The sequence below is a fragment of the Pseudomonas sp. FA117 genome (genome assembly GCF_057370475.1).
The window spans coordinates 2,242,694-2,267,693 of sequence record NZ_CM170675.1 but is presented as its reverse complement, the minus strand read 5'-3'; the positions used below and the strand labels follow the sequence as shown (position 1 = coordinate 2,267,693).

The window sequence follows — 25,000 nt, the reverse complement described above, 5'->3', positions numbered from 1 at the left end:
AACTAGTCGTTCACACTTACCGCCTGCCCCGCCTTCAGCGTCTTGCCACGAGTGGCCAGGCAATAGTAGAGCGGCACCGTCACCAGCAAGCCGAACAGCCACGACAGGTCGGCGCCCTCGACGATGTTCGAGTACGGCCCCACGTACAGCGCCGTATTGGCGAACGGCAGTTGCACCAGGATCCCGCACACATAGGCAACGATGGCGTGATGGTTGAAGCGCCCGTAGATACCGCCGTCGGCACGGAAGAACGAGGCGATGTCGTACTCGCCCTTCTTGATCAGGTAGAAGTCCACCAGGTTGATCGACGCCCAGGGCACCAGCACCAGCAGCAACGCCAGGATCAGGCCGATGAACTGGCCGATGAAACCTGCCGAGGCGTTCAGCGCCACCAGCCCACAGGCCAGCAGGATCACCGACGCCAGCGCCACCCGCACGCGGATGCTGGGCGTCCAGTGGGCGACGAAGGTCTGGATTGCGGTGACGATCGACAGCACCGCGCCATACAGGTTGAGTGCGTTGTGGCTGATGATGTTGAGCAGGAACAGCACCATCAGGATCGGCCCCAGCCAACCGGTGGCCTGCTTGACCGCATCCATCGCATCGGTGCCTTCGGGCACGCACAGCACGGCCACCGCCCCGAAGCTGAAGCACAGGATGGTGCCCAGCGTGGCGCCGAAATAGGTCGCCCAGAACGGTTTGGCGATGCCGATCTCGCGCGGCAGGTAGCGTGAATAATCCGAGGTGTAGGGCGAGAAGCTGATCTGCCAGATGGTGCCCAGCGACACCGTGGCGATGAAGCCCGAGAGGTTGAAGGCGCCGCGGCTGAAGAAGTCCGCCGGCAGTTCCTGGGTGAACATCATGATGAAGCCGGCCAGCAGCGCCGAGCCCATCACCCAGGTGCCGATGCGGTTCAGGCCATGGATGAAGCGATAGCCGATCACGCCGATGGCCGTGGCGCTCAGGGCGCCGATGACGATGGCGGTGGGCATCGGCACGCTCGGGGCGATGCCGTGGATCGACTTGCCCGCCAGGACGATGTTGGAAATGAAGAAGCCGACGTAGATCAGCGCGGTGAAGAACACGATCAGCAAGGCACCGTAGCGCCCGAACTGGCCGCGGCTCTGCACCATCTGCGGAATGCCCAGCTGCGGTCCCTGCGCAGAGGCCAGGGCGATGACGATACCGCCCAGCAGATGACCCATCACGATGGCGACCAGCCCCCACAACAGGTTCAGGTGGAAGACCTGGACCACCATCGCGCCGGTGACGATCGGCAAGGGTGCGATGTTGGTACTGAACCAGAGGGTGAACAGGTCGCGCGCCTTCCCGTGGCGCTCGGAGGGTGGAACATGATCGACCGTGTGATTCTCGACAAACTGGTGTTGCGACGACGGCTGGGACATAGGATTTCAGCTCGAAAGGATCATTTTTTATCTTTGTATGGAAACCGCTCGGGGCGGCCTCTCAGCTGAAGACCATATTATGGTATTCCAAGCTTTTGACAACACTGTGCTGCGCTTTTTCGGCGCATCTGATCTGTTCCATGCGCCAGCATGGCGCAGGCATTCAGCGGTCAAGGTCAATGAATACGGGGCCTTGACCGTTCATCGCGGGTTTCGGCGCCTGGAAAATTCTGCTTGCAATATAGGTATTACGGTATACCATCAGACACATCAACGATAAAAACCGCGGACCACCGCACGCCCCTTCGAGGTACTCGCCATGATCGACGCAACCCTCTACAAGAACGTCCTGGGCTCCTTCCCTTCCGGCGTCACGGTCATCACCACCCTGGACGACGACGGCTCGGTCGTCGGCCTCACCGCCAGCGCCTTCTCCTCCCTGTCCATGGACCCGCCGCTGGTGCTGTTCTGCCCCAACTACAGCTCCGACTCCTACCCCGTGCTGATCAAGCAGAAGCGCTTCGCCATCCACCTGCTTTCCGGCGAACAGCAGGCCGAGGCCTATGCTTTCGCCAGGAAGGGCAAGGACAAGGCCAGCGGCCTGCAGTGGAGCCTGAGCGAGCTGGGCAACCCGCTGCTGGCCGGCGCCACGGCGATCATCGAGTGCGAACTGTGGCGCGAATACGAAGGCGGCGATCACGCCATCATGGTGGGCAAGGTACACAACCTGATCGTGCCTGATGAGGCCCCGCGACCGATGGTCTACTGCCGCGGCAAGATGGCCAGCCTGCCCGCCTTCGCCTGATACCTGCGGTCCGACACAAGACTCTGTGGGAGCGGGCCTGCCCCGTGCACCGTTCACGACCGGCTTGCATCACCCGGCCGGGCCGCCCCTGCATCGACAACAACAAGCTTTGAGGAAAGCCCCATGAAATTTTCGCTGTTCGTGCACATGGAACGTTGGGATGACCAGGTCAGCCACCGCCAGCTGTTCGAAGACCTGACCGAACTGACCCTGATGGCCGAGCGCGGCGGTTTCAGCACCGTGTGGATCGGCGAACACCACGCCATGGAATACACCATCTCGCCAAGCCCCATGCCACTGCTGGCCTACCTGGCGGCCCGCACCGAGACCATCCGCCTGGGCGCCGGCACCATCATCGCGCCGTTCTGGAACCCGATCCGCGTGGCAGGCGAATGTGCCCTGCTCGATGTGATCAGCAACGGGCGCATGGAAGTGGGCCTGGCCCGCGGTGCCTACCAGTTCGAGTTCGACCGCATGGCCGGCGGCATGCCCGCCACCGACGGCGGCAAGGCCCTGCGCGAGATGGTTCCGGCGGTTCGCGCGCTGTGGCAGGGTGACTACGCCCACGAAGGCGAGGTGTACAACTTCCCCACCTCGACCAGCGTACCCAAGCCGGTGCAGCAGGGCATGCCACCGATGTGGATCGCCGCCCGCGACCCGGACTCGCACAACTTCGCGGTCAAGCACGGCTGCAACGTGATGGTCACCCCGCTGATGAAGGGCGACGAAGAAGTGCTGGACCTGAAGAACAAGTTCCAGGCCGCCCTGGACAACAACCCTGAGGTACCGCGCCCGCAACTGATGGTGCTGCGTCACACCCACGTGCACAGCCCGGCCGAGCCGGACGGCTGGAAGGTCGGCGCCCAGGCGATCTCGCGCTTCTACCGCACCTTCGACGCCTGGTTCGGCAACAAGACCACCCCGGTCGACGGTTTCCTGGAGCCGAGCCCGGAATCCAAGTTTGCCGAGGTCCCGGCGTTCGCCCTCGAGAACATCCGCAAGAACACCATGATCGGCACCCCCGAGGAGATCATCGCGCGGATCAGGTACTACCAGGAACTCGGCGTCGACGAGTTCAGCTTCTGGTGCGACAACAGCCTGCCGCATGCAGAAAAACGCAAGTCGCTGGAGCTGTTCATCAAGGAAGTGATACCGGCGTTTGCCTGATCGATAGCCCGCTGCACCCCGCCCGCTTTCATGGCCCGTGAGAGCGGGCATTTTTTTGGTCGGTTTGTGGGTGCATCTGCCCACGGGAAAGTCAGTACAGACAGCCTCGCAAACCCCGGTACAGCCGACCTTTCGTCCCGCTGCAGGAGAAATTTCCCGCGCCCTCTTGCACATCAAGTATTATGGTATACCATCAGACAACAAGAGCTGATAACCCTCACCAGGAGCCCTCCCCCATGAGTTTCGAAATCCGCAAGATCGTCACCTACTCCGAAGAAACCCGCATCGAAGGCGGCAAGGCCACCGACAAGCCGGTGACCATGGTCGGCCTGGCCGTGGTGATCAAGAACCCATGGGCCGGTCGCGGTTTCGTCGAAGACCTCAAGCCGGAAATCCGCGCCAACTGCTCCGAACTGGGTGCGCTGATGGTCGAGCGCCTGACCGCCGCCATCGGCGGGGCAGACAAGATCGAGGCCTACGGCAAGGCGGCGGTAGTCGGTGCCGACGGCGAGATCGAGCACGCCTCGGCGGTGATCCACACCCTGCGCTTTGGCAACCACTACCGTGAAGCGGTCCAGGCCAAGAGCTACCTGAGCTTCACCAACAAGCGCGGCGGCCCGGGCACCTCGATCCAGATCCCGATGATGCAGAAGGACGACGAAGGCCTGCGCTCGCACTACATCACCCTGGAAATGCAGATCGAAGACGCCCCGCGCGCCGACGAGATCGTCGTGGTCCTGGGCGCCTCCGACGGCGGTCGTCTGCACCCACGCATCGGCAACCGCTACATCGACCTGGAAGAACTGGCAGCCGAGAAAGCCAACGCTCAATAACAACAACCGGACGGACCGGTGCCACGCCTCAAGGCACCGGCCCCCCTAGGAGCGCCATCCATGATTCAGCCTGTCGCTGAACGTACACCTGCCGGGACCAGCTACCTGAGCCTCGGCCAGGGCCAACCCGTGGTGCTGATCCACGGCGTGGGCCTGAACAAGGAAATGTGGGGTGGCCAGTTCGTCGGCCTGTCCACCGACTACCGGGTCATCGCCTACGACATGCTCGGCCATGGCCAGAGCGCGCTGCCCGCGCCGGACACCGACCTGCAGGGCTACGCCACCCAGCTCGCCGAACTGCTCGACCATCTGCAAATCCCCCAGGCCACCGTCATCGGCTTCTCCATGGGCGGACTGGTCGCCCGTGCCTTTGCCCTGCACTACCCGCAGCGCCTGTCGGCGCTGGTGGTGCTCAACAGCGTGTTCAACCGCAGCCCGGAACAGAGCGCCGGCGTCATCGCCCGCGCCGCGCAGGCTGCCGAACTCGGCCCGGACGCCAACGTCGACGCCGCGCTGGATCGCTGGTTCAGTCGCGAGTACAAGGCCGCCAACCCAGCCCAGGTCGCAGCTATCCGCCAGGTGCTGGCCAGCAACGACCCACAGGGTTACCACACCACCTATTCGCTGTTCGCCACCCAGGACATGTACCGCGAAGCGGACCTGGGCAGCATCCAGGTGCCGACACTGATCGCCACCGGCGAACTCGACGCAGGCTCCACCCCGGCCATGACCCGCCAGCTCGCCGCGCGCATTCCCGGCGCCCGCAGCGTGGTACTGGCCGAACAACGGCATATGATGCCCGTTGAGGCTCCGCGCGAAGTCAACCGCATGCTGCTGGACTTCCTGAGCCAAGCCCGCACCCTCACCGAATCCGCCAAGGGGATAGTTGCATGACCCTCGTTCGTTTCCAGATGTGCATCGACGGCCAATGGCGCGATGCCCAGAGCGGCAAGACCTTCGACAGCCTCGACCCGGCCACCGCCCAGGCCTGGGCACAACTGCCCGACGCCGGCGAGCAGGACGTCGAGCTGGCTGTACAGGCCGCCCAGCGCGCCTTCGACAGCAAGGCCTGGCGCGGGCTCACCGCCACCGCGCGGGGCAAGCTGCTGCGCCGCCTCGGCGACCTGATCGCCGAGAACAAGGAGCACCTGGCCCAGCTCGAAAGCCGCGACAACGGCAAGCTGATCCGCGAGACCCGTGGCCAGGTCGGCTACCTGCCGGAGTTCTTCCACTACACCGCGGGCCTGGCCGACAAGCTCGAAGGCGGCACCCTGCCGCTGGACAAGCCCGACCTGTTCGCCTACACCGTGCACGAGCCCATCGGCGTGGTGGCCGGCATCATTCCGTGGAACAGCCCGCTGTACCTCACCGCGATCAAGCTCGCCCCGGCCCTGGCCGCAGGCAACACCATCGTGCTCAAGCCCTCCGAGCATGCTTCGGCGACTATCCTGGAGCTGGCCCGCCTGGCACTGGAAGCCGGCTTCCCGGCCGGGGTGGTCAACGTGGTCACAGGTTACGGCCCCAGCACCGGCGCGGCGCTGACCCGCCACCCGCTGGTGCGCAAGATCGCCTTCACCGGCGGCGCCGCCACCGCCCGTCACGTGGTACGCAGCAGCGCCGAGAACTTCGCCAAGCTGTCGCTGGAGCTGGGCGGCAAGTCGCCGAACATCATCTTCGCCGACGCCGACCTGGACAGCGCAGTCAACGGCGCGGTGGCCGGCATCTATGCCGCCTCCGGGCAAAGCTGCGTGGCCGGCTCGCGCCTGCTGGTGCAGGACGAGATCTTCGACGAATTCGTCGAGCGCCTGATCGAGCGGGCCAGGCGCATCCGCATCGGCAACCCGCAGGACGACGCCAGTGAAATGGGCCCGATGGCCACTGCCCAGCAACTGGCCGTGGTCGAAGGTCTGGTCGCCGCGGCCAAGGCCGAGGGCGCCAGGCTGCGCCTGGGTGGCAAGCGCGCCGAAGTCGAGGGTGACGGCTGGTTCTACGAGCCGACCCTGTTCGAATGCGACAGCAACTCGATGACCATCATGCAGGAAGAGGTGTTCGGCCCGGTTGCAGCGGTGATCCGCTTCAAGACCGAGGAAGAGGCACTGGCCATGGCCAACGACTCGCAGTTCGGTCTGGCCGCCGGCATCTGGACCCGCGACCTGGGCCGCGCCCATCGCCTGGCGCGCGACGTGCGCTCGGGGATCATCTGGGTCAACACCTACCGCGCAGTGTCGGCCATGGCGCCGATCGGCGGCTTCAAGAACAGCGGCTACGGCCGCGAGAGCGGCATCGATTCGGTGCTGGCCTATACCGAGCTCAAGACCGTGTGGATCAACCTGTCCACCGCGCCGATGCCCGATCCGTTTGTGATGCGTTGAGAAGGAGCACGAGATGATCGAACCAGGCATCTACAAAGACGTGATGGGCTCCTTCCCGTCCGGCGTCACCGTGGTCACCACCCTCGATGGCGATGGCGGCATCGTCGGCATCACCGCCAGCGCCTTCAGCGCCCTGTCGATCGAGCCGGCGCTGGTGCTGTTCTGCCCCAACTACGCCTCCGACACCTACCCGATCCTGCGTGACAGCAAGCAGTTCGCCATTCACCTGCTGTCGGCCGAGCAGACCGCCGAGGCCTACGCCTTCGCCGGCAAGGGCAAGGACAAGGCCAAGGGCATCGACTGGCACCTGAGCGAGCTGGGCAACCCGCTGCTGGCCAAGGCCACGGCGATCATCGAGTGCGAGCTGTGGCGCGAGTACGACGGCGGCGATCACGCGATCATCGTCGGCGCGGTGAAGAACCTGGTGCTGCCGACCGAGCCGGTGACGCCGATGGTCTATCACAAGGGCAAGCTCGGCGCGCTGCCGTCGCTGGGCTGAGTGTTTTCCGGGGGCCGTGCTGTCACCCTCACCTTCGGTCACGGCCCCCTTTTTCATACGTACTGCAGGAACTGCCCCATGAATGACGCGAAATACCAGAAAGGTCTGCAGATCCGCACCCAGGTACTGGGCGAGGACTACGTCAAGCGCTCCATCCAGAATGCCGACGACTTCAGCAAGCCGCTGCAGGAGCTGGTCACCGAGTATTGCTGGGGCCATGTCTGGGGTCGCGACGGCTTGTCGCTCAAAGAGCGCAGCATGATAAACTTGGCGATGATTTCCGCGCTGAACCGGCCCCACGAGCTCAAACTGCATGTCCGCGGCGCCTTGCGCAACGGCCTGAGCCGTGAACAGATCCGCGAAATCCTGCTCCAGGTCGGCATTTATTGCGGCGTGCCCGCGGCGGTGGACAGTTTCCGCCTGGCCCGCGAAGCGTTCGCCGAAGCCGATGCGGAGCCAACCCGTTAACAGCGGGCTGTTCGGACCACTGCAAGGAGCGCCTGGGTTCGTGGCGTTCCGGTGTTGGCGCAACAGCCTCATAAAGAGCGCACCTGATGAAACGCCAGCCACTCGACGACAGCTTCAAGGTCAACCGCAACCCCGTCACGCTCCGCGAGATCGTGCTCGACAAGTTGCGTGGGGCGATCATGAACTTCCACTTGCTGCCAGGCGACCGCCTGGTCGAGCGCGACCTGTGCGATCGTCTCGGGGTCAGCCGCACCTCGGTGCGTGAAGCCCTGCGCCACCTCGAATCCGAGGGCCTGGTGGAGTTTGCCGACGCCAAGGGCCCACGCGTGGCCATCATCACCCTTGAAGACGCCCGTGACATCTACGAGCTGCGTTGCGTGCTCGAAGGCCTGATCGTGCAGCTGTTCACCCTCAACGCCAAGGCCAAGGACATCCGTGCCCTGGAGCGCGCCCTGGAGGTCAACCGCGAGGCGCTGGAGGAAGGCGAGCTGCAGCAGGTGCTGGATTCGGTGCAGGGCTTCTACGACGTGCTGCTCGAAGGCTCCGGCAACCAGGTGGCCGCCACCCAGCTGCGCCAGTTGCAGGCGCGCATCAGCTACCTGCGCGCCACCTCGGTGTCGCAGGAAAACCGCCGCGGGGCGAGCAACCGCGAAATGGAGAAAATGGTCGAGGCGATCAAGAGCGGCGATCCGCAGGCCGCCCACCAGGCGTCGGTCGATCACGTCCGCGCCGCGGCCAAGGTGGCGCTGGACTACCTGCGCCAGAAGCAGGACGACAACGCCAAGGTGCGCGACATGGTCGAGCCCCTGGCCCTGAAAGACCCACGCATAGAACCCCGCATAGGCCGCTGACCATGCCCAACGCCCCGCGCTACTGCCCGCACTGCACCACGGCACTGGACCGGGGCGTCCCCAGCGGCGATACCCACGAGCGCCTGCACTGCAGCGCCTGTGGGTACATTCACTACATCAACCCGAAGATCATCGCCGGCTGCATCATCGAGCGCGACGGCAAGTACCTGCTATGCCAGCGCGCCATCCCCCCGCGCCCCGGCACCTGGACGCTACCTGCCGGCTTCATGGAGGCCGGCGAGACCACCGAACAGGCGGCGCTGCGTGAAGTCTGGGAAGAGACCGGCGTGCGCGCCGACATTGTCTCGCCGTATTCGATCTTCAGCGTGCCGAGGATCAGCGAGGTGTACATCGTGTTCCGCGCCATCGCCATCGAAGAGACCGGCCAGTTCGGCCCCGAGACCCTCGAGTACCGTTTCTTCGCGCCCGAGGACATCCCCTGGGACGAGATCTACTACCCGGCCATCCGGCAGATCCTCGAGCGCTACATCCTCGAGCGCCAGGCCGGGGTCTATGGCATCTACATGGGCAATGACGACACCGGCAAGGTGCACTTCATGCGCTGAGCACCCGCGCCCCACAAAATGCTCGCCAGCCCGGCCTTCTCGGTGCACCCTATCCCTTCTCCACGCAAACGGATCGGCAAACCATGGCGAAATGGCTGGACGGCGGCGGGCTCATGGCCGAACGCATCCGCAACCACGACTGGGCGTCTACACCCCTGGGGCCGCTTGACGCGTGGCCTGACGTGCTCAAGACCACCGTGGCGCTGTGCCTGGGCTCGCGCTTCCCGCAGGCAGTGCTGTGGGGCGATGACCTGCTCACCCTGCACAACGACGCCTTCAGCGAGATCCTCGGCGAAAAGCCGCTGGCCCTGGGCCGTCCGTTCAGCCATGTCTGGCAGGAGGCCTGGAGCGACATCGGCCGCATGACCCGCCGCGCCCTGGACGGCGAAGCGGTGTACATCGAAGACTTCCCGTTGATCATCGACCGCCACGACGGCCCCGAACGCGCCTACTTCACCTTCTGCTACAGCCCCATTCGCGACCAGGACGGCCGTATCGTCGGCATGCTCGACACCGTTACCGAGACCACCGCCAGCGTGGTCGCCAACCGACGCCTGAACTTCCTCGACGACCTGGGCCGCGCCGTGGCCAACGCCACCGACCCCGACCGAATCCTGGCCATCACCACGCGCAAGCTGGGCGAGCACCTGCGCCTGTCCAGTTGCGCCTATGCGGTGATGGAGCCCGACCAGGATGGTTTCACCATCTGCGGCGACTGGGTCACCCCCGGCTCGCCCCGCCTGATCGGCCAGTACCACCTCGCCGACTTCGGGCGCCTGGCCGTGCAGCGCCTGCGCGCGGGGCTGGCGCTGGTGATCAACGACAACCTCAGCGAGCTCGAGCCGCAGGAAGCCGCGACCTTCCAGGCCATCGGCATCACCGCGACCATCTGCATGCCGTTGATCAAGGACGGGCGCCTGACGGCGCTGATGGCCATCCACGACAAGCAGCCGCGGGTGTGGACCGGCTACGAACGGGCGCTGATCAGCGAGGTTACCGAACGCTGCTGGGCGCATATCCAGCGGGTGCAGGCCAATGCCGAGGTGCGCGAGGCGATGCAGGCGCTGGAATCGCTGAACGCCACCCTCGAGCAACGGGTCGAGGAACGTACCGAACAGTTGCTGCACACCGAAGCCGTGCTGCGCCAGACCCAGAAGCTCGAAGCCATCGGCCAGCTCACCGGTGGCGTAGCCCACGATTTCAACAACCTGCTGACCATCATCCGCTCGTCGCTGCACTTCCTGCAGCGCCCGGGGCTGGACGACAGCCGTCGCCAGCGCTACCTCAAGACCGTCTCCGACACGGTCGACCGCGGCGCCAAGCTCACCGGCCAGTTGCTCGCCTTCGCCCGGCGCCAGGCCCTGAGCCCCCAGGTGTTCGAAGTCGGCCCGCGGCTGGAGGCCATGGCCGACATGCTCGACACCGCCACCGGCGCGCGGGTGCAGGTGAACCTGGAACTGCCGGACACGCCCTGCCATATCCGCGCCGACCTGGGCCAGCTGGAAACCGCGGTGATCAACCTGATGATCAACGGCCGCGACGCCATGAACGGCGAAGGTACGTTGCGCCTGTGCCTGCAGGCCGACCAGAGCATGCCGACCCAGCGCGGACAGCCGGGGCAGCCCGGGGTATTTGCGGCGATTTCGGTGGTCGACAACGGCGTGGGTATCGCCCATGACCTGCTCGAACGCATCTTCGACCCGTTCTTCACCACCAAGGCGTCAGGCCACGGCACCGGTCTTGGCCTGTCGCAGGTGTTCGGCTTCGTCAAGCAATCCGGCGGCGATGTGCTGGTGACCAGCGTACCGGGCCAGGGCACCACCTTCACCCTGTACCTGCCGCAGGTCTCGACACCGGCCGCAGAGCAGCCGGCCACCCCAGGCGCGACCGACGATCAGCCACAGGGCCGGCCGCGACGCATCCTGGTGGTGGAAGACAACCGCGATGTCGGCAGTTTCACTGCGCAGATCCTCAAGGACCATGGCTACCAGATCAGCTGGGCGACCTCGGCCGAGGATGCCATCGCGCAGTTGCACATGACCCCGGAAGGCTTCGATGTGGTGTTTTCCGATGTGGTGATGCCCGGCATGGGCGGCCTGGCACTGGCCCGCGAACTGCGCCGCAACCGACCGCAACTGCCGGTGATTCTCACCTCTGGCTACAGCGATGCCATCGCCGAAGGGGGTCACCAGGGCTTCGCCTTCCTGGCCAAGCCCTACTCTGCCGAACAGGTCTGCCAATTGCTGGACAGCGTGCTGAGCGCACAGAACCTGTAGAAGCAACATCCTGACGAAGTGTTTCTGCAAGATCGCAACACACGGCCGCTCCTGCAACAGCGCGTCAGCGCCGGGGGTGGCCGGCCACGCCAGGCAGCAAACGCGCCAGGCTGTGCGCCAGTTCCGCCCGGCGAAACGGCTTGCGCAGCACCTCGAAGCCGTACAGCTCCTGCGGCGTCAGGTTGGCATAGCCGGTGATGATCAACACCGGCAGCTCCGGCATGCGCCTGCGCAGGCGTTGGGCGAACTCTGCACCGGTCTGTCCGGGCATCACCTGATCGGTTACCAGTACCTCGACGGCAAACCCCTGCTCCACGACCGCCAACGCCTCGGCTGCACCCGCCGCCTCCATCACCTCGTAACCCAGGTCACGCAGTTGCAACGCAGTGGCATGGCGCACGATGGCCTCGTCGTCCACCAGCAAGACCCTGACCGGACGTGTAGCCGTGGGCACCGCCTCTGCCTGCGCATCGTGCTGCCCGGCAGCCGTTTCGCTCAGGGGCAGCCACACGGTCGCCACCGTGCCCTGCCCCTGCACCGAGCGCAGGGCAAAGCCTCCGCCGGACTGCAGCGACAGCCCCTGCACCATCGGCAGGCCGAGCCCGGTTCCCTTGCCCACACCCTTGGTGGAGTAGAAGGGTTCGAAACAGCGCGCCAGCACCTCCTCGCTCATGCCGCAGCCGGTGTCGGCCACCGCCAGCCAGAGCATCGGGCCACGCCGAAGGCCCGTGGGGCGGTCTGCGCCAGCAGCGGCGAGGCCGGCACTGATCTTCAGGCTACCGCCGACCTCCATGGCATCGCGAGCATTCACCACCAGGTTGAGCAGCGCCAGTTCCAGCTGGTGCGGGTCCACCAGCGCGGCGGGCAATGCCTCGTCTATGTCGACCTGCATCTCGATGGCAGGCCCCACCGAGCGGCTGATCAGTTCGTGCATGTCACCGACCAGTGCCGCCAGCGACACCGCCTGGGGCTTGAGGGTCTGCCGGCGGGCGAAGGTCAGCAGCCGTGCGACCAGGCTGCGCGCTCGCTCCGCCGCCTGCAGTGCACCCTCGATCAGGCGCGCCGAGCGCACGGCATCGGCCGGCCGTCGGGCAATGAGCTCCAGCGAGGCGATGATGGGCGTGAGCATGTTGTTGAAATCATGGGCAATGCCACCGGTGAGCTGGCCGATGGTTTCCATCTTGCGTGCCTCGTGCAGCTGCATGAGGTCTGACTCGCGCTCGCTGAGCATCGTGACTACCCGCGCCTCGAGCGTGGCGTTGAGCGCCACCAGTTCGGCCAGCGTCGCCTCCAGGTGCGCGGAGCTGGCTCGCAGCGCGGACTCGGCACGGGCATGGGTAATGGCCGACCAGGCCAGCTTGGCCGCCTCCTCCACCAGCCGGCACTCGTCGTCGGCGAACACGTGGGGGCGATTGAAGTAGACGCACAGCATCGCCTCCAGCACGCCACCACGCAGCAGTGGCACCTTGAGGCTGGCGCAGACGTCCCGGGATGATCCGGCCGGATAATCGCCATGCACTTCATGGCCCGCCTGCAACTGCTCGCGCAACAATCCGGGGTGCTGGCGCCAGGCGTGCTCGCCGGTCTGCGACGGTACCCCGTCGACCCAGTCGCGGGCCACGACGTAGCGCTCGTCATCACCCATGTCTTCAGCGAAGAACACCCGCGAAGCGCCCAGCTCCTCGCCGAGCCGCCGAGTGGCGTCGGCTTCTATGTCTTCGGCGGCGCTGATCTGTGGCAGCGCACTGCCCAGTGCCAGGAGAAAGGCCTGGCGCCGCTCGAAATGCACGCGTTCGGTGGTTTCGGTGACGATGCACAGCACCCCGCCAACACTGCCGTCCACCTCGCGCACTGCTGAATAGGAGACATCGAAGTAGGCCGTCTCGCCCAGGCCGCGGCGTTCGATGTAGAACGGCCGGTCACTCGCCGCAAAGGTCTCGCCGGTTTCCCGGACATTGCGCAGCAGCGGTTCGAGGTCGTCCCACAGCTCGCTCCAGTGCTCGCAAGCCGGGCGGCCAAGCGCGCGCGGGTGCTTGGCGCCGATGGTGGGGGCGTAGGCATCGTTGTAGAGCGCCACGTATTCGGCGCCCCAGAACAGCACGATCTGTGTCCTGGCCGGGAGGATGGTGGCCATCAGCGTCTGCAGGCTGGGCGACCAGCCGCCTGGCGCACCCAGCGGCGATTCGGCCCATTCAAGGCTCTGCAGCAGCGAGCCGACCGTGCCGCCGTTGAGGAGAAAGCCGGGCGCCAGGGGCCGGGCGTGTTCGGTATCACCGTCCTGTAGTGATTTCATGTCATGCAGACCATCAGTGTTCCCGCGCACTGTCTTTGGGTGTCTGAGGATATGAAATCGGCGCGGCGCAGATGTTCAATCCATCTGCACATCCAGCGTACTCAGCGTCGCCCCTCGGCCAGCATGCGCACCGCCAGGGCGGCCAGGACCGTGCCCATCAGCCAGCGCTGGGCCTGCTGCCACAGGGGGCGCCCGGCGAGAAACACGGCGATGGAACCGGCCATCAGGGCAATGAGGGCGTTGACCGTGACGCTGACGGCAATCTGCGTGGAACCGAGCACCAGCGACTGCACCAGCACGCTGCCATGACCTGGCTCGATGAACTGGGGCATCAGCGACAGGTACATGACGGCGATCTTCGGGTTCAGCAGGTTGGTCAGAAAGCCCATCATGAACAACCGGCGCGGGCTGTCGGCCGGCAGCTCGCGGACCTGGAAAGGCGAACGCCCACCGGGCTTGAGTGCCTGCCAGGCGAGGTACAGCAGGTACAGCGCACCGCCAATGCGCAGGGCGTCGTAGGCATAGGGCACGGCCATCACCAGCGCGGTGATGCCCAGCGCCGCGCAAAGCATGTAGAACACGAAGCCCATGGCCACCCCGCCCAGCGAGATCAGCCCGGCGACCCGCCCCTGGCAGATCGAGCGCGAGATCAGGTAGACCATGTTCGGGCCGGGGGTCAGGACCATGCCCAGGGCAATCAGGGCAAAGGCCAGCAGGTGGGTGGAATCGGGCATCGGGCGCATCCTTGGCGGTCAATGGAGGCGCCAGTGTATCCGCAGTCCAGGCCTTGGTGAACCACGCCTGCGCTCAGCCAAACTGGCCGAGCAGCAGGCCCAGCGCAATTGCGATCATCACTGCCCCGGACACACGCCCGACCCGCTTCGCCGCCTGCGGCCGAGTCTGCAGCACCGCCTTGGCGCCATAGCCCACCATCAGGTAGATCACCAGCGAGCTGAACAGGTGCACCAACCCCAGCAACAGGATCTGCAGCGGCAACGGCCAGCTCGAGGTCGGGTCGGTGAACTGCGGCAGCAAGGCCAGGAACAGCAGGAACACCTTGGGGTTGAGCCCGCTCACGCAGAAGCCGCGCAGCGCCCAGCGCGAGCCGCTGTCGGCTGTCTGCAGCGCTCCCGCTTCGGGCGCTGCCGGTTTGAGCAGCAGGTTGGTACCCAGCCACAGCAGGTAGAGGCACCCGGCGAGGGTCAGCAGCATCAGCGCCTGCGGGTGCCCGGCAATCAGGCTGCCGACTCCGGCGGCCACCACCAGGGTAGCCATGAAATGCCCCGACAGCATGCCCGCCACCGCCGGCATCACCCAGCGGCCGCGCATCCCGGCCGAAATCGCATAGGCCCAGTCGGCGCCTGGGGTGATGACGAACAGCAACGACACGGCCCAGAACGCGGCCACTACACTGAGGGTCATTTCGGGTATTCCTTTCAGGGGTCTGGTTGAAAGGAAGATTACGGATTTCACCAGGGGATTATCTTTCGTATATTGCTGAGCAACGCCTTCTTCCTGGAAGATTCTTCCCCAATGGACCGTACTGATCGAAAAATCCTTGCCGAGCTGCAAAAAGATGGTCGCCTGTCGGTGACCGAACTGGCCGAGCGTGTCGGCCTGAGCCTTTCGCCCTGCCATCGCCGGCTCAGGGCGCTGGAGGAATCAGGGGCGATCCTCGGCTACCACGCGCGTCTTGCGCCCTCGGCGGTGGGCCTGAACTTTGCGGCGCTGGTGTTCGTCACCCTGCGCGAGGTGACCCGCCAGCCGGTGGCTGACTTCGAAGCGGCGGTGACCGAGGTGCCGCAGATCGTCGAGGCGCAGCGCCTGTTCGGCGATCCGGATTACCTGCTGCATGTGGTAGCCAGGGACCTGCCGGCATTCCAGAAGCTGTATGACGAAGTGCTGACCAGCATTCCCAATGTGAAACGGCTGAGTTCGACGCTGGTGATGAAAGAGGTGATCCAGGATCGGTTGCTGCCCCTGTGACTGAGCATCCTGAAATATATCTGGAGGTGGCTGCGCCTTGAAACGCTTCCCTCGGACCGGTAACCTCTGCGCGCTGCTGTAAGTCCAGCAGTCGGGTTTGGTCACCTGGAATCATCAAGGCGCACTTGGCGACGCTATGCGTTTCAGCAGGAGGTATAACCCCCAGCTGTCTCGATCTATGGCGGCTGTGCGTGGGGCGCCTCCGTGCGCGCCGGTTTCCTTGATTCCCGGTTGACCAACCCGCGTACAGTCGCCACCCATTCGTTTGGTCACGTTGAGTGGCGACTCCATTGAATCAAGGAGCGACACAATGACGAAAGGCCTGCCCGATCCCCCAACACCCCGTACCGCACCTGCGCATTTCGGCAACTGCGACGGTAGCCATCGCGCACTGTTTGCGGTCTGTTCAGGTGTCGCGGCTGAAGACGCGCTGGTGCACTTGTCCACCCTGCTCAAAGGCGCTTGCGCGGCAAACCAGACCGCCATGGAGCTGGCCACCGGTACCTGTCGGGACCTGCTACTGAATAACGATCACGGGCTCGATGCTTGCAAAGCGCTGGTTGAATCCTTGCTTGATGGCCTGGAGCAATAAATCGCCAGGGCCGCTATGCGGCCCATCGCGGGACCAGTCGGAGCGCCGAACCGCCGCCCCTGCAGAGCTCCCACAAGTCTCATGCCGTGGTGCGACATTCATTCAGCCATCACTCCCCGCGGAAGAACCCATCCCCGGCGTTTCTCAACAGCTCCACCATCGCCTCCGCCGCCGGTGGCAGGTAGCCTTCGGCACGTACCGTCACACCCACGGTGCGGCGCATGGTGGTGGCTTCCAGCGGCACTTCGCGCAGCCATGCCATGCCCAGCCCATGCTCCAGCGTTTCGCGTGCAGCGAAGCTGAGCAGGCGAGTCTTGGCGATCAGCCGGGGCAGCAGCGAAATCGAGTTGGTCTCGATCTGCACCTCCGGCAGCGGCAACTGCTGGCTGCTGAACACATTGTCGATCCAGCGCCGCGAGGACACCGTGGGGGCCGCCAGCACCCAACGGTAGGTACACAGGTCCTTCAACTGCACCTCACCCGAGAGCACCGGATGATCGGCGCTGGCCACCACCACCGCTTCGTCCTGCAGGATCGGGTAGGAACGAAATTGCGGATCGTCGACGATCAAGCCGCAGATGATCGCATCCAGTCGGCCTGAGCGCAGCGAGTCCTTGAGCATGTCGTCCTGGCCGATAGAAAGCTTCAAGGTCAGCTCCGGCGCCCGCTCCAGTAGCGATGCGGTCAGTTGTGGCAGCAGGTGCTCGGCCATGCTCGCCGCACAGCCCAGGCGGATGTTGCCCACCAGGCCGCTGGCGAAGTCGCGCACTTCACGCTCGGTCTCGGCGATGCTTACCTGTAACTGCTTGCCGCGCGCCAGCAGCAACGCACCGGCATCGGTCAGCTTGATGCGCCGGCCATCGCGCTGGAACAGCCGCGCGCCCAGTGATTCTTCCAGACGCTGGATGCTCTTGCTCAGCGCCGGCTGGCTGCGGTTGAGCTGCTGCGCAGCGCGCCCCAGGTGGCCGAGTTCGGCGATGGTGGCGAAATAGGTCAGGTCACGTAGGTCCATGATCGATGAATTTCAGTTATGGATTCATAGAAAGTAGAAAATAGACTTGATCAATACAGAGGTCGATAATTTTCTGCGTCAGCCAGCTCGGCTTTCGCCGTACAGGGAGATCGACTTGCCCCCCGCCCTACCCCCCCAAGCAACGCCCAACCCTTCCCGCCCACTGCTGCTGCAATGGCTCGCGCTGATCCTCTGCGCAGGCGCGGCCGGGCAGATCCTGCACACCCTCGCCGTACCGGCCGGGCTGTTTCTCGGCCCCATGCTGGTGGCCATCCTGTTTGGCGTATCCGGCGCGCAACTGCGCCTGCACCGCCAGGTGTTCCGCTTCGGCCAAGGCTGCGTCGGGCTGCTGGTGGCGCACTCGGTCACCTGGTCGGTGCTCGCCTCGCTGGCCGACGCCTGGCCGCTGATGCTGTTCGCCACCTTCGCCACGGTGGTGCTCAGCGCCCTGGTCGGGCTCGGCACGGTGCGCTTCGGTGGCATCCCAGGCAGTACCGCCGCCTGGGGTACGGCACCCGGCGCGGCTTCGGCAATGGTGTCGATGGCAGAGGACAACGGCGCCGACGGTCGCGTGGTGGCGACCATGCAGTATGTGCGGGTGGTCTGCGTGGTGATGATCGGCTCGCTGGTCAGCCACCTGCTCGGCGCCACCAGCGTGGCCAGCGACGCGGCGCAGGTGCCCGTGGTTACCGACAGCCTGCAGTTGGGCAACCTGCTGCTCGCCCTTGGCGTGGTGCTGGCAGGGGTGGCGGCCGGGTCGAAGATGCCCGCCGGAGCCCTGCTGATGCCGCTGCTGCTCGGCGCGGTGCTGCAATTGACCGGCATCCTGCATGTCAGCCTGCCCAGCGAAGTGCTGGCCATCGCCTACGGCGCCATCGGCTGCTACATCGGCCTGCGCTTCGACCGCCAGACCGTGCGCTACGTGTGGAAGCGCCTGCCGACGATGATCGCCGGCGCGGTGGTGCTGATCCTGCTCTGCGCCGGTTGCGCCTGGCTGCTGGCGCGGGTCGCCGGCACCGACTTCCTGTCGATGTACCTGGCCACCAGCCCCGGTGGCCTGGATGCGATGGCGATCATCGCGGTGGAGACCCACGCCGACGTCGGCATGGTGCTGGCGATGCAGACCCTGCGCCTGTTCGGAGTGATCCTGACCGGCGCCTACCTGGCCCGGCAGATCATCCGCCTGACCCAGAAGGCCAGCTGAAGGGTGCACCAGGCCGAGGGGTAGCTATCCTTGCCCCGACAACAACGACAAATGCCTGGTAACCCGCCTGATGAACATCCTGTACGACGAGCGCCTGGACGGCGCGCTGCCCACGGTCGACAAGGCCGCGCTGCTCGACGCCCTGCGCGGCACCCTCCCCGACCTGCACATCCTGCACCGCGCCGAAGACCTGCGCCCCTACGAGTGCGACGGCCTCAGCGCCTACCGGGTGGTACCGCTGCTGGTGGTGCTGCCCGAGCGCCTGGAGCAGGTGCAGGCCGTACTCAGGCTCTGCCACGCGCGCCGGGTACCGGTGGTGGCCCGCGGAGCCGGTACCGGCCTGTCCGGCGGCGCACTGCCACTCGAGCAGGGCATCCTGCTGGTGATGGCGCGCTTCAACCGCATCCTGGAAATCAACCCGGCCGGGCGTTTCGCCCGGGTTCAGCCCGGCGTGCGCAACCTGGCCATTTCCCAGGCTGCAGCGCCACACGGTCTGTACTACGCCCCCGACCCGTCGTCGCAGATCGCCTGTTCGATCGGCGGCAATGTCGCGGAAAACGCCGGCGGCGTGCATTGCCTGAAATACGGCCTGACCGTGCACAACCTGCTCAAGGTCGAGGTCCTCACCATCGAGGGGGAATACCTGGTACTGGGCAGCGATGCCCTCGACGCCCCGGGCTTCGACCTGCTGGCACTGTTCACCGGCTCCGAAGGTCTGCTGGGGATCGTCACCGAGGTCACCGTCAAGCTGCTGCCCAGGCCGCAGGTGGCGAAAGTCCTGCTGGCCAGTTTCGACAGCGTGGAGAAGGCTGGCCGTGCAGTTGCCCAGATCATCGGTGCAGGCATCATCCCCGGCGGCCTGGAGATGATGGACAACCTGTCGCTGCGCGCCGCCGAAGACTTCATCCACGCAGGCTACCCGGTCGATGCCGCAGCCATCCTGCTGTGCGAGCTCGATGGCGTGGAAGCCGATGTGCAGGACGACTGCAAGCGGGTCGAGGCGGTCCTGCAGGCAGCAGGCGCCACCGAGGTGCGCCTGGCCTGCGACGAAGCCGAGCGCGCGCGGTTCTGGGCCGGGCGCAAGAATGCCTTCCCTGCGGTGGGGCGCATTTCGCCGGACTACTACTGCATGGACGGCACCATCCCGCGCCGGGCGCTGCCGGGGGTGCTGCACGGCATCGGCGAGCTGTCACGCGAGTACGGACTGCGGGTCGCCAACGTGTTCCATGCCGGCGACGGCAACATGCACCCGCTGATCCTGTTCGACGCCAACCAGCCGGGCGAGCTGGAACGCGCCGAGGCCCTCGGCGGCAGGATCCTGGAACTGTGCGTGGCGGTCGGCGGCAGCATCACGGGCGAGCACGGCGTCGGGCGCGAGAAGATCAACCAGATGTGCGCGCAGTTCAACCCCGACGAGCTGACGCTGTTCCACGCCGTCAAGCACGCCTTCGACCCGCTGGGGCTGCTCAATCCGGGCAAGAACATCCCGACGCTGCAGCGTTGCGCCGAATTCGGCGCGATGCACGTGCACCACGGCAAGCTGCCCTTTCCCGACCTGGAGCGCTTCTGATGGATCAGGATCACGACGCCAGCGCCCACTTGCTGGCGCAGGTTTGCCAGGCACTGGAGCAGCGCACGCCGTTGCGCATCCAGGGCAGCGACAGCAAGGCCATGCTCGGCCGCCCGGTCGAGGGCCAGGTTCTCGATACCCGCAGCCATCGCGGCATCGTCAGCTACGACCCCACCGAACTGGTGCTCACCGCCCGCGCCGGTACACCGCTGCGCGAGATCGAAGCGCTGCTGCACGACGCCGGCCAGATGCTGCCCTTCGAACCGCCGCACCTGGGCGATCGGGCGACCCTGGGCGGGATGGTCGCCGCCGGGCTGTCGGGGCCACGCCGCCCCTGGGCCGGGTCGGTGCGCGACCATGTGCTGGGCACCCGTGTGATCACCGGGCACGGCAAGTTGCTGCGCTTCGGTGGCGAGGTGATGAAGAACGTCGCCGGCTACGACCTGTCGCGCCTGCTGACCGGCAGTTTCGGTTGCCTGGGCGTGTTGACCGAGGTGTCGCTGAAGGTACTGCCGCGACCGCGCAACTGCCACAGCCTGAGCCTGGCGCTGGACCTGCACCAGGCACTGGCCGGGCTGGCCGTCTGGGGGCAGCAGCCGATCCCGATCACCGCCGCCTGCCATGACGGCGAGGCGCTGCATCTGCGCCTCGAAGGTGGCGAAGGCTCGGTGGCTTCTGCCGCCGAGCGCCTGGGTGGCCAGGTGCTGGACAACCGCTACTGGCACGATCTGCGCGAGCAGCGCCTGGACTTCTTCGCGAGCGACGAGCCCTTGTGGCGCCTGTCACTGCCACACAACAGCCCGCTGCTCAGCCTGCCCGGCAGGCAACTGCTGGATTGGGGCGGTGCCCAGCGCTGGCTGAAGTCCGACGCCAGCCCCGCCATCATCCGCGAGACCGTCGCGCGTGCGGGCGGTCATGCCACCCTGCACGCCTGCCACGACGCTGCCTTCCATCCGCTGGCCGCGCCGCTGCTGCGTTACCAGCGCAACCTCAAGCAGCAACTCGACCCCCGGGGCATCTTCAACCCTGGCCGCCTGTATGCCGACCTGTGAGGCTCCATCATGCAGACCCACCTGAGCGAACAGGCCAAGCGCCTGCCGCGCGCCGAAGAAGCCGAACGCATCCTGCGCAGTTGCGTGCACTGCGGTTTCTGCACCGCTACCTGCCCGACCTACCAGTTGCTTGGCGACGAGCTGGACGGGCCGCGCGGGCGCATCTACCTGATCAAGCAAGTGCTCGAGGGCCAGCCGGTCAGCGCCAGCACCCAGATTCACCTGGACCGCTGCCTGAGCTGCCGCAACTGCGAGACCACCTGCCCGTCCGGGGTGGAGTATCACAACCTGCTGGACATCGGCCGTGCCGTGGTCGAGGCACAGGTGCCCCGGCCCTTGGGCGAGCGCGTGTTGCGCCAGGGTCTACGCCTGATCGCCCCGCGACCGCGGCTGTTCAAGGCGCTGATCGATACCGCCACGGTCTTGCGCCCGCTGCTGCCCAAGCCACTGCAGGCCAAGCTGCCGCGTCAGCGGCGCAGCGCCGGCACGCGTCCGACGCCTCGGCATGCCCGTCGCGTGCTGATGCCCGAAGGCTGCGTGCAACCGGCGCTGTCGCCCAATACCAACGCTGCCGCTGCACGGGTGCTGGACCGCCTGGGCATCTCGGTGATGGCCGTCGCCGAGACCGGCTGCTGCGGCGCGCTGGACTATCACCTCGATGCACAGGCTGCCGGCCTTGCCCGGGCGCGACGCAACATCGATGCCTGGTGGCCGGCCATCGAAGCCGGTGCCGAAGCCATCGTGCAGACGGCCAGCGGCTGCGGAGCCTTCGTGCAGGATTACGGCCATCTGCTGGCAGAGGACCCGGCCTACGCCGCGAAGGCCGCACGGGTCAGCGAACTGGCCCGGGACCTGGTTCAGGTGTTGCGCGAGGAGCCATTGGAGCAGTTGTGCATCCAGGCTGACCGGCGCCTGGCCTTCCATTGCCCGTGCACGCTGCAGCATGCGCAAAAACTTTCTGGTGCAGTCGAGAGCGTGCTGCAGCGCCTGGGCTTCAGCTTGGCCCCGGTGCCGGATGGTCATCTGTGCTGTGGTTCGGCGGGTGCTTATTCGTTGACCCAGCCGCAGCTGTCACGGCAGTTGCGCGACAACCGTATGAAGGCATTGGAAAGTGGCAACCCCGAGCTGATCGTCACCGCCAACATCGGTTGCCAGCATCACCTCGACAGTGCCGACCGAACACCGGTACGGCACTGGATAGAAATCGTGGAAGAGCAACTCGCAGACTGAGCCTGAAGGCGCCGTGGTGTGAATCCCCTCGCCAAGGCGTTTTACATTGACTGGCGCAAACCTTGCTCTTGCGGATGGTATTGCGCCGTCAGGCCTGAAGCGGTCGAGTAGCTGAGTGCGATGACCGGTATCATCTGACCGTACTTCTGGTTGTACCGTCGCTGGTCGTCGTTTGCCCTGTTGCGCGCATCCGCATTACCACTCTGGTAGAAGAACGCCGCAATCGGCAATGTCGCGGGATTTACATTCGGCCACGGCTCCAGGATCACTTCATTCCATGCGTCGCCCCTGCCGAGTGATTGCCGGGCAAGAATGCTTTGATAGAAACGGTCTGCTGAAGTAGGCGAAAACACAACGACACTCCAACCGCAGGCGGCGCCAGGTGCGGACAAACTTCTGTAATGCGTCAACCACTGCCCCGCCGTGGTGATGCCTTGCTGGTCACAGGGCCTGCTGACCTGTGCATAACGGGGGTTGGCACCACAGGCTGGATTACGTTGGTCGGTCGCGCCATCACGCGGGAACACGCACAGCACCTGAATCTGTGCCTTACCGGCGGGTCTTGCCATGACGGGGTAGAAAATGAAGCCGTTACGGAAGTTGAAGGTATTGTAAATCTTGGTGTCCTGACGCATCCATGAGAACGATATCCCCGCCCTTTTAACGGACGGCGGACTTGGCATCCACGGATCAAAGGATTTGTAACTCTCGGTCACACGCATCATCACCCCACCGCACAGAAAGGCGGGGCGCTGCCTTGAACCACAATCTCTTCTCGTGTCCCTGAACCATGCGTCGACCTGGCTGATCGTATTCTGTCCCTGAACATCCAGCGCGGCCAACTCAGACTGAGTCAATGCCCGTTCTGCTGTGGCCGTGGATGTTTGTTCGGTGTGCTCAATGGGCTTTGTGCAGGCAGCGACAAGGATGGCAAGTGGCAGCAACAATAGCGTTTTCATTTAGCACTCCCAAGGATCAGTATCAAAACCAGTATCCACTCCTTATGGATACTCCTGGGGCCGCACTATAACTTCAGCGATACGTCGCGGTAACTGGCACTTCTGTCAGTTGCCCCGTTGTGTCTCTAGTGCTATTACGGCACGTCGAAAACAAGGCCACCTACAACTTGCAGCGAGCAAACTGCCGCGACTGCGCATTCGCCAATGCCAACCACTGCGTTGAGCTGAAATCGGTTTCTGCAGAGCCCTTTTATCGGGGCAGCCGAGCCTCAGCCACGCAACCGCCGCAAACGACGCCGCTGACGCACGATGACATAAGCCAGCATCAGCACCAGCACACCAGACGCCACGACCATCCCGACCAGCACCTGCCCGTAGCGCGCCGTCGTTGCCTGGAAACCACTGACCTCGCGCAGCACCTGGATCCTTGCCGGCCCCTCGGCATGGACGATGCTGATACCGCCCTGGGTGATCTGCGAGAAGTCGGCATCGAAGTACACCCACACCCGGCACACGCCACCCGGCTCGATGGACGGGATCTCGATGATGTTGGTGGCATTCTCCGGGATGCTGTCATCCCCGGCATCGTCACGCACCTGCACCAGGCCCTTGGCCGGCAGGCGGATGTGCACCTGCTTGAGCGGCTTGTCGCCGGTATTGCGCAGGGTGATGAACAGCCCGGTGCGGTGATCCACCAGCCCGGCCTCGAACGGCTTGGCGAACAGCTGCATGTAGGGTGTCTGCGCCTGGGTCACCAATGCCTCGACCTGGTCGCGGCTCAGCGCGCCCTTGGCCAGCGCCTCGACCCCGGCGAACAGGCGCTCGTACTTGAGCTGCTCGCGGGCCTGGCCGATCCGCTCGTTGAACTGGCTGGGATAGGTCAGGGCCTCGTAGGCGACATCGGCCTTCAGGCTGCCGTCATCCTTGAGCGACACGTATAGCGCGGCCACAGCGACGACGATCACCAGCAGGCCCGCGAGGGCTTTCCCGACTTTTTCCCAACTCACCTTGGCGGTTCCTTGTAGCGCAGCATGTGCGGTTGCAGACCGGGGCCAAGCGTGCCAACTAAAGCGACCCGAGGCAAGCCTTCAACGCGCCAGCAGCACCGGCACCGACGCCACCAGCATGGCTACGCCCGACAAGGTCAGCAGCCCCAGCACCAGGCGACGGAACGCCGCTTCGCTGATGCCCAGGTACAGGCGCGTGCCGAGTACCGTGGGCACCAGCATGGCCAGCGCGACCACGCCGAACCAGGGCAACATCGCCGAGGTCACCACGCCGGTGCCCAGGTAGGTGAGCATGGTCACCGCCAGCATCGACAGGTTGAAGTTCTGGATCACCGCACGCTGGGTGTCGCGGTCGAAGCCGCGCACCGTGCACCACAGCGTCGGGACGGTGCCGGTAAAACCGCCAATGCCACCGAGCACCCCGCCGACCATGCCCACGGCGCCATCGGCCAGGCGATTGCCGGCCAGGCGCGGCAGGCGCGGGGCCAGCAGCATCAGCGGGCACCACAGCACCAGCAGGGTGCCGAACACGGCCTTGAACCAGAGCATGTCCAGGTAGGGCAACACCCACACCCCCAGCGGAATGCCCGCCAGGCCGCCAACCACGAAGGGCCAGAGCAGGCTCCAGCTGAAGCCGCGGCGCACGGTGAAGACGGCGATCAGTTGCCCGGTGAGGCTACCGAACACCGTGAGCGAGGCCGCCAGGCGCGGTTCCAGGCCCCAGGCCCAGAATGACATGGCGACCATGCCGAAGGCGAAACCGGAGAGCCCCTGGACGAATCCGGCGACGCACGCGCCCAGGGCGATGAGGTAGAGCGGGTCCATGGGCGGTCCGTACTGCAAAGGAAACCG

General features: G+C 65.5%; 24 protein-coding genes. 16 read left to right on the top strand and 8 right to left on the bottom strand.

Annotation, left to right across the window (positions count from 1 at the left end; translation table 11 throughout):
• Nucleotides 1-2: 2 nt before the first annotated feature.
• Entirely contained in the window at nt 3-1,406 is a 1,404-nt protein-coding gene (locus tag AC1TXO_RS10590) for a purine-cytosine permease family protein (RefSeq protein ID WP_486406255.1), read from the bottom strand.
• A gap of 319 nt (nt 1,407-1,725) precedes the next feature.
• Between AC1TXO_RS10590 and AC1TXO_RS10585 the strand changes: the two genes are divergently transcribed.
• The 10 genes from AC1TXO_RS10585 to AC1TXO_RS10540 all read left to right on the top strand — a co-directional run bounded on the left by AC1TXO_RS10585 (nt 1,726) and on the right by AC1TXO_RS10540 (nt 11,243).
• A complete protein-coding gene (locus AC1TXO_RS10585; protein ID WP_486406254.1) occupies nt 1,726-2,211 on the top strand; it encodes a flavin reductase family protein in 486 nt (161 codons plus the stop codon).
• Between the two features lie 123 nt (nt 2,212-2,334).
• The gene (locus AC1TXO_RS10580) at nt 2,335-3,378 is read left to right on the top strand and encodes an LLM class flavin-dependent oxidoreductase (protein WP_486406253.1); all 1,044 of its coding nucleotides are present in this window, start codon (nt 2,335-2,337) and stop codon (nt 3,376-3,378) included.
• A gap of 236 nt (nt 3,379-3,614) precedes the next feature.
• Nucleotides 3,615-4,211, top strand: a complete 597-nt coding sequence (locus tag AC1TXO_RS10575) for an amino acid synthesis family protein (protein ID WP_133327025.1) — start codon at nt 3,615-3,617, stop codon at nt 4,209-4,211.
• A gap of 60 nt (nt 4,212-4,271) precedes the next feature.
• Nucleotides 4,272-5,105: an alpha/beta fold hydrolase gene (locus AC1TXO_RS10570; RefSeq protein WP_486406252.1), complete on the top strand. Its 834-nt coding sequence runs from the start codon at nt 4,272-4,274 to the stop codon at nt 5,103-5,105.
• The gene (locus tag AC1TXO_RS10565; RefSeq protein ID WP_486406251.1) at nt 5,102-6,583 is read left to right on the top strand and encodes an aldehyde dehydrogenase; all 1,482 of its coding nucleotides are present in this window, start codon (nt 5,102-5,104) and stop codon (nt 6,581-6,583) included. The genes AC1TXO_RS10570 and AC1TXO_RS10565 overlap by 4 nt, the downstream gene beginning before the upstream one ends.
• Before the next feature lie 13 nt (nt 6,584-6,596).
• Entirely contained in the window at nt 6,597-7,082 is a 486-nt protein-coding gene (locus AC1TXO_RS10560) for a flavin reductase family protein (protein ID WP_486406250.1), read from the top strand.
• A 78-nt stretch (nt 7,083-7,160) separates the two neighbouring features.
• Nucleotides 7,161-7,550, top strand: coding sequence for a carboxymuconolactone decarboxylase family protein (locus AC1TXO_RS10555; RefSeq protein WP_486406249.1), 390 nt, complete (start codon nt 7,161-7,163; stop codon nt 7,548-7,550).
• Between the two features lie 86 nt (nt 7,551-7,636).
• Nucleotides 7,637-8,401: a GntR family transcriptional regulator gene (locus AC1TXO_RS10550; RefSeq protein WP_486406248.1), complete on the top strand. Its 765-nt coding sequence runs from the start codon at nt 7,637-7,639 to the stop codon at nt 8,399-8,401.
• A 2-nt stretch (nt 8,402-8,403) separates the two neighbouring features.
• Nucleotides 8,404-8,967, top strand: coding sequence for an NUDIX hydrolase (locus tag AC1TXO_RS10545; protein WP_486406247.1), 564 nt, complete (start codon nt 8,404-8,406; stop codon nt 8,965-8,967).
• Nucleotides 8,968-9,050: 83 nt separating this feature from the next.
• Nucleotides 9,051-11,243 carry a response regulator gene (locus tag AC1TXO_RS10540; RefSeq protein WP_486406246.1) on the top strand — a complete coding sequence of 731 codons (2,193 nt, stop codon included), beginning with the start codon at nt 9,051-9,053 and terminating at the stop codon, nt 11,241-11,243.
• A 64-nt stretch (nt 11,244-11,307) separates the two neighbouring features.
• Here the strand turns inward: AC1TXO_RS10540 and AC1TXO_RS10535 are convergent, their stop codons facing one another.
• The 3 genes from AC1TXO_RS10535 to AC1TXO_RS10525 form a co-directional block, all read right to left on the bottom strand.
• Complete coding sequence (locus AC1TXO_RS10535; protein WP_486406245.1) at nt 11,308-13,536, bottom strand: ATP-binding protein; 2,229 nt, start codon at nt 13,534-13,536, stop codon at nt 11,308-11,310.
• Nucleotides 13,537-13,637: 101 nt separating this feature from the next.
• Nucleotides 13,638-14,270, bottom strand: a complete 633-nt coding sequence (locus AC1TXO_RS10530) for a LysE family translocator (RefSeq protein WP_486406244.1) — start codon at nt 14,268-14,270, stop codon at nt 13,638-13,640.
• Between the two features lie 73 nt (nt 14,271-14,343).
• Nucleotides 14,344-14,958, bottom strand: coding sequence for a LysE family translocator (locus AC1TXO_RS10525; protein WP_486406243.1), 615 nt, complete (start codon nt 14,956-14,958; stop codon nt 14,344-14,346).
• 111 nt (nt 14,959-15,069) lie between these two features.
• On the opposite strand from AC1TXO_RS10525, the gene AC1TXO_RS10520 reads away from it, so the two are divergent.
• Together AC1TXO_RS10520 and AC1TXO_RS10515 are read left to right on the top strand one after the other, a co-directional pair.
• A complete protein-coding gene (locus AC1TXO_RS10520) occupies nt 15,070-15,522 on the top strand; it encodes an Lrp/AsnC family transcriptional regulator (protein ID WP_486406242.1) in 453 nt (150 codons plus the stop codon).
• A gap of 310 nt (nt 15,523-15,832) precedes the next feature.
• Nucleotides 15,833-16,114 (top strand): hypothetical protein, encoded by a 282-nt coding sequence (locus AC1TXO_RS10515; RefSeq protein ID WP_486406241.1) that lies wholly within the window; start codon nt 15,833-15,835, stop codon nt 16,112-16,114.
• A gap of 109 nt (nt 16,115-16,223) precedes the next feature.
• Here the strand turns inward: AC1TXO_RS10515 and AC1TXO_RS10510 are convergent, their stop codons facing one another.
• Nucleotides 16,224-17,126, bottom strand: coding sequence for a LysR family transcriptional regulator (locus AC1TXO_RS10510; protein ID WP_486406240.1), 903 nt, complete (start codon nt 17,124-17,126; stop codon nt 16,224-16,226).
• Nucleotides 17,127-17,241: 115 nt separating this feature from the next.
• Between AC1TXO_RS10510 and AC1TXO_RS10505 the strand changes: the two genes are divergently transcribed.
• From AC1TXO_RS10505 to glcF, 4 genes are all read left to right on the top strand, one after another.
• The gene (locus tag AC1TXO_RS10505) at nt 17,242-18,330 is read left to right on the top strand and encodes an AbrB family transcriptional regulator (protein ID WP_486406239.1); all 1,089 of its coding nucleotides are present in this window, start codon (nt 17,242-17,244) and stop codon (nt 18,328-18,330) included.
• Nucleotides 18,331-18,400: 70 nt separating this feature from the next.
• The gene (gene glcD / locus AC1TXO_RS10500) at nt 18,401-19,900 is read left to right on the top strand and encodes a glycolate oxidase subunit GlcD (RefSeq protein WP_486406238.1); all 1,500 of its coding nucleotides are present in this window, start codon (nt 18,401-18,403) and stop codon (nt 19,898-19,900) included.
• Entirely contained in the window at nt 19,900-20,952 is a 1,053-nt protein-coding gene (gene glcE / locus AC1TXO_RS10495) for a glycolate oxidase subunit GlcE (protein WP_486406237.1), read from the top strand. The genes glcD and glcE overlap by 1 nt, the downstream gene beginning before the upstream one ends.
• 9 nt (nt 20,953-20,961) lie before the next feature.
• Nucleotides 20,962-22,182, top strand: coding sequence for a glycolate oxidase subunit GlcF (gene glcF, locus AC1TXO_RS10490; RefSeq protein WP_486406236.1), 1,221 nt, complete (start codon nt 20,962-20,964; stop codon nt 22,180-22,182).
• A 41-nt stretch (nt 22,183-22,223) separates the two neighbouring features.
• On the opposite strand, the gene AC1TXO_RS10485 is transcribed toward glcF, so the two are convergent.
• From AC1TXO_RS10485 to AC1TXO_RS10475, 3 genes are all read right to left on the bottom strand, one after another.
• The gene (locus tag AC1TXO_RS10485) at nt 22,224-23,141 is read right to left on the bottom strand and encodes a hypothetical protein (RefSeq protein ID WP_486406235.1); all 918 of its coding nucleotides are present in this window, start codon (nt 23,139-23,141) and stop codon (nt 22,224-22,226) included.
• A gap of 269 nt (nt 23,142-23,410) precedes the next feature.
• Nucleotides 23,411-24,148, bottom strand: coding sequence for a hypothetical protein (locus AC1TXO_RS10480; RefSeq protein ID WP_486406234.1), 738 nt, complete (start codon nt 24,146-24,148; stop codon nt 23,411-23,413).
• 81 nt (nt 24,149-24,229) lie between these two features.
• Nucleotides 24,230-24,973: a sulfite exporter TauE/SafE family protein gene (locus tag AC1TXO_RS10475; RefSeq protein WP_486406233.1), complete on the bottom strand. Its 744-nt coding sequence runs from the start codon at nt 24,971-24,973 to the stop codon at nt 24,230-24,232.
• Nucleotides 24,974-25,000 lie beyond the last annotated feature (27 nt).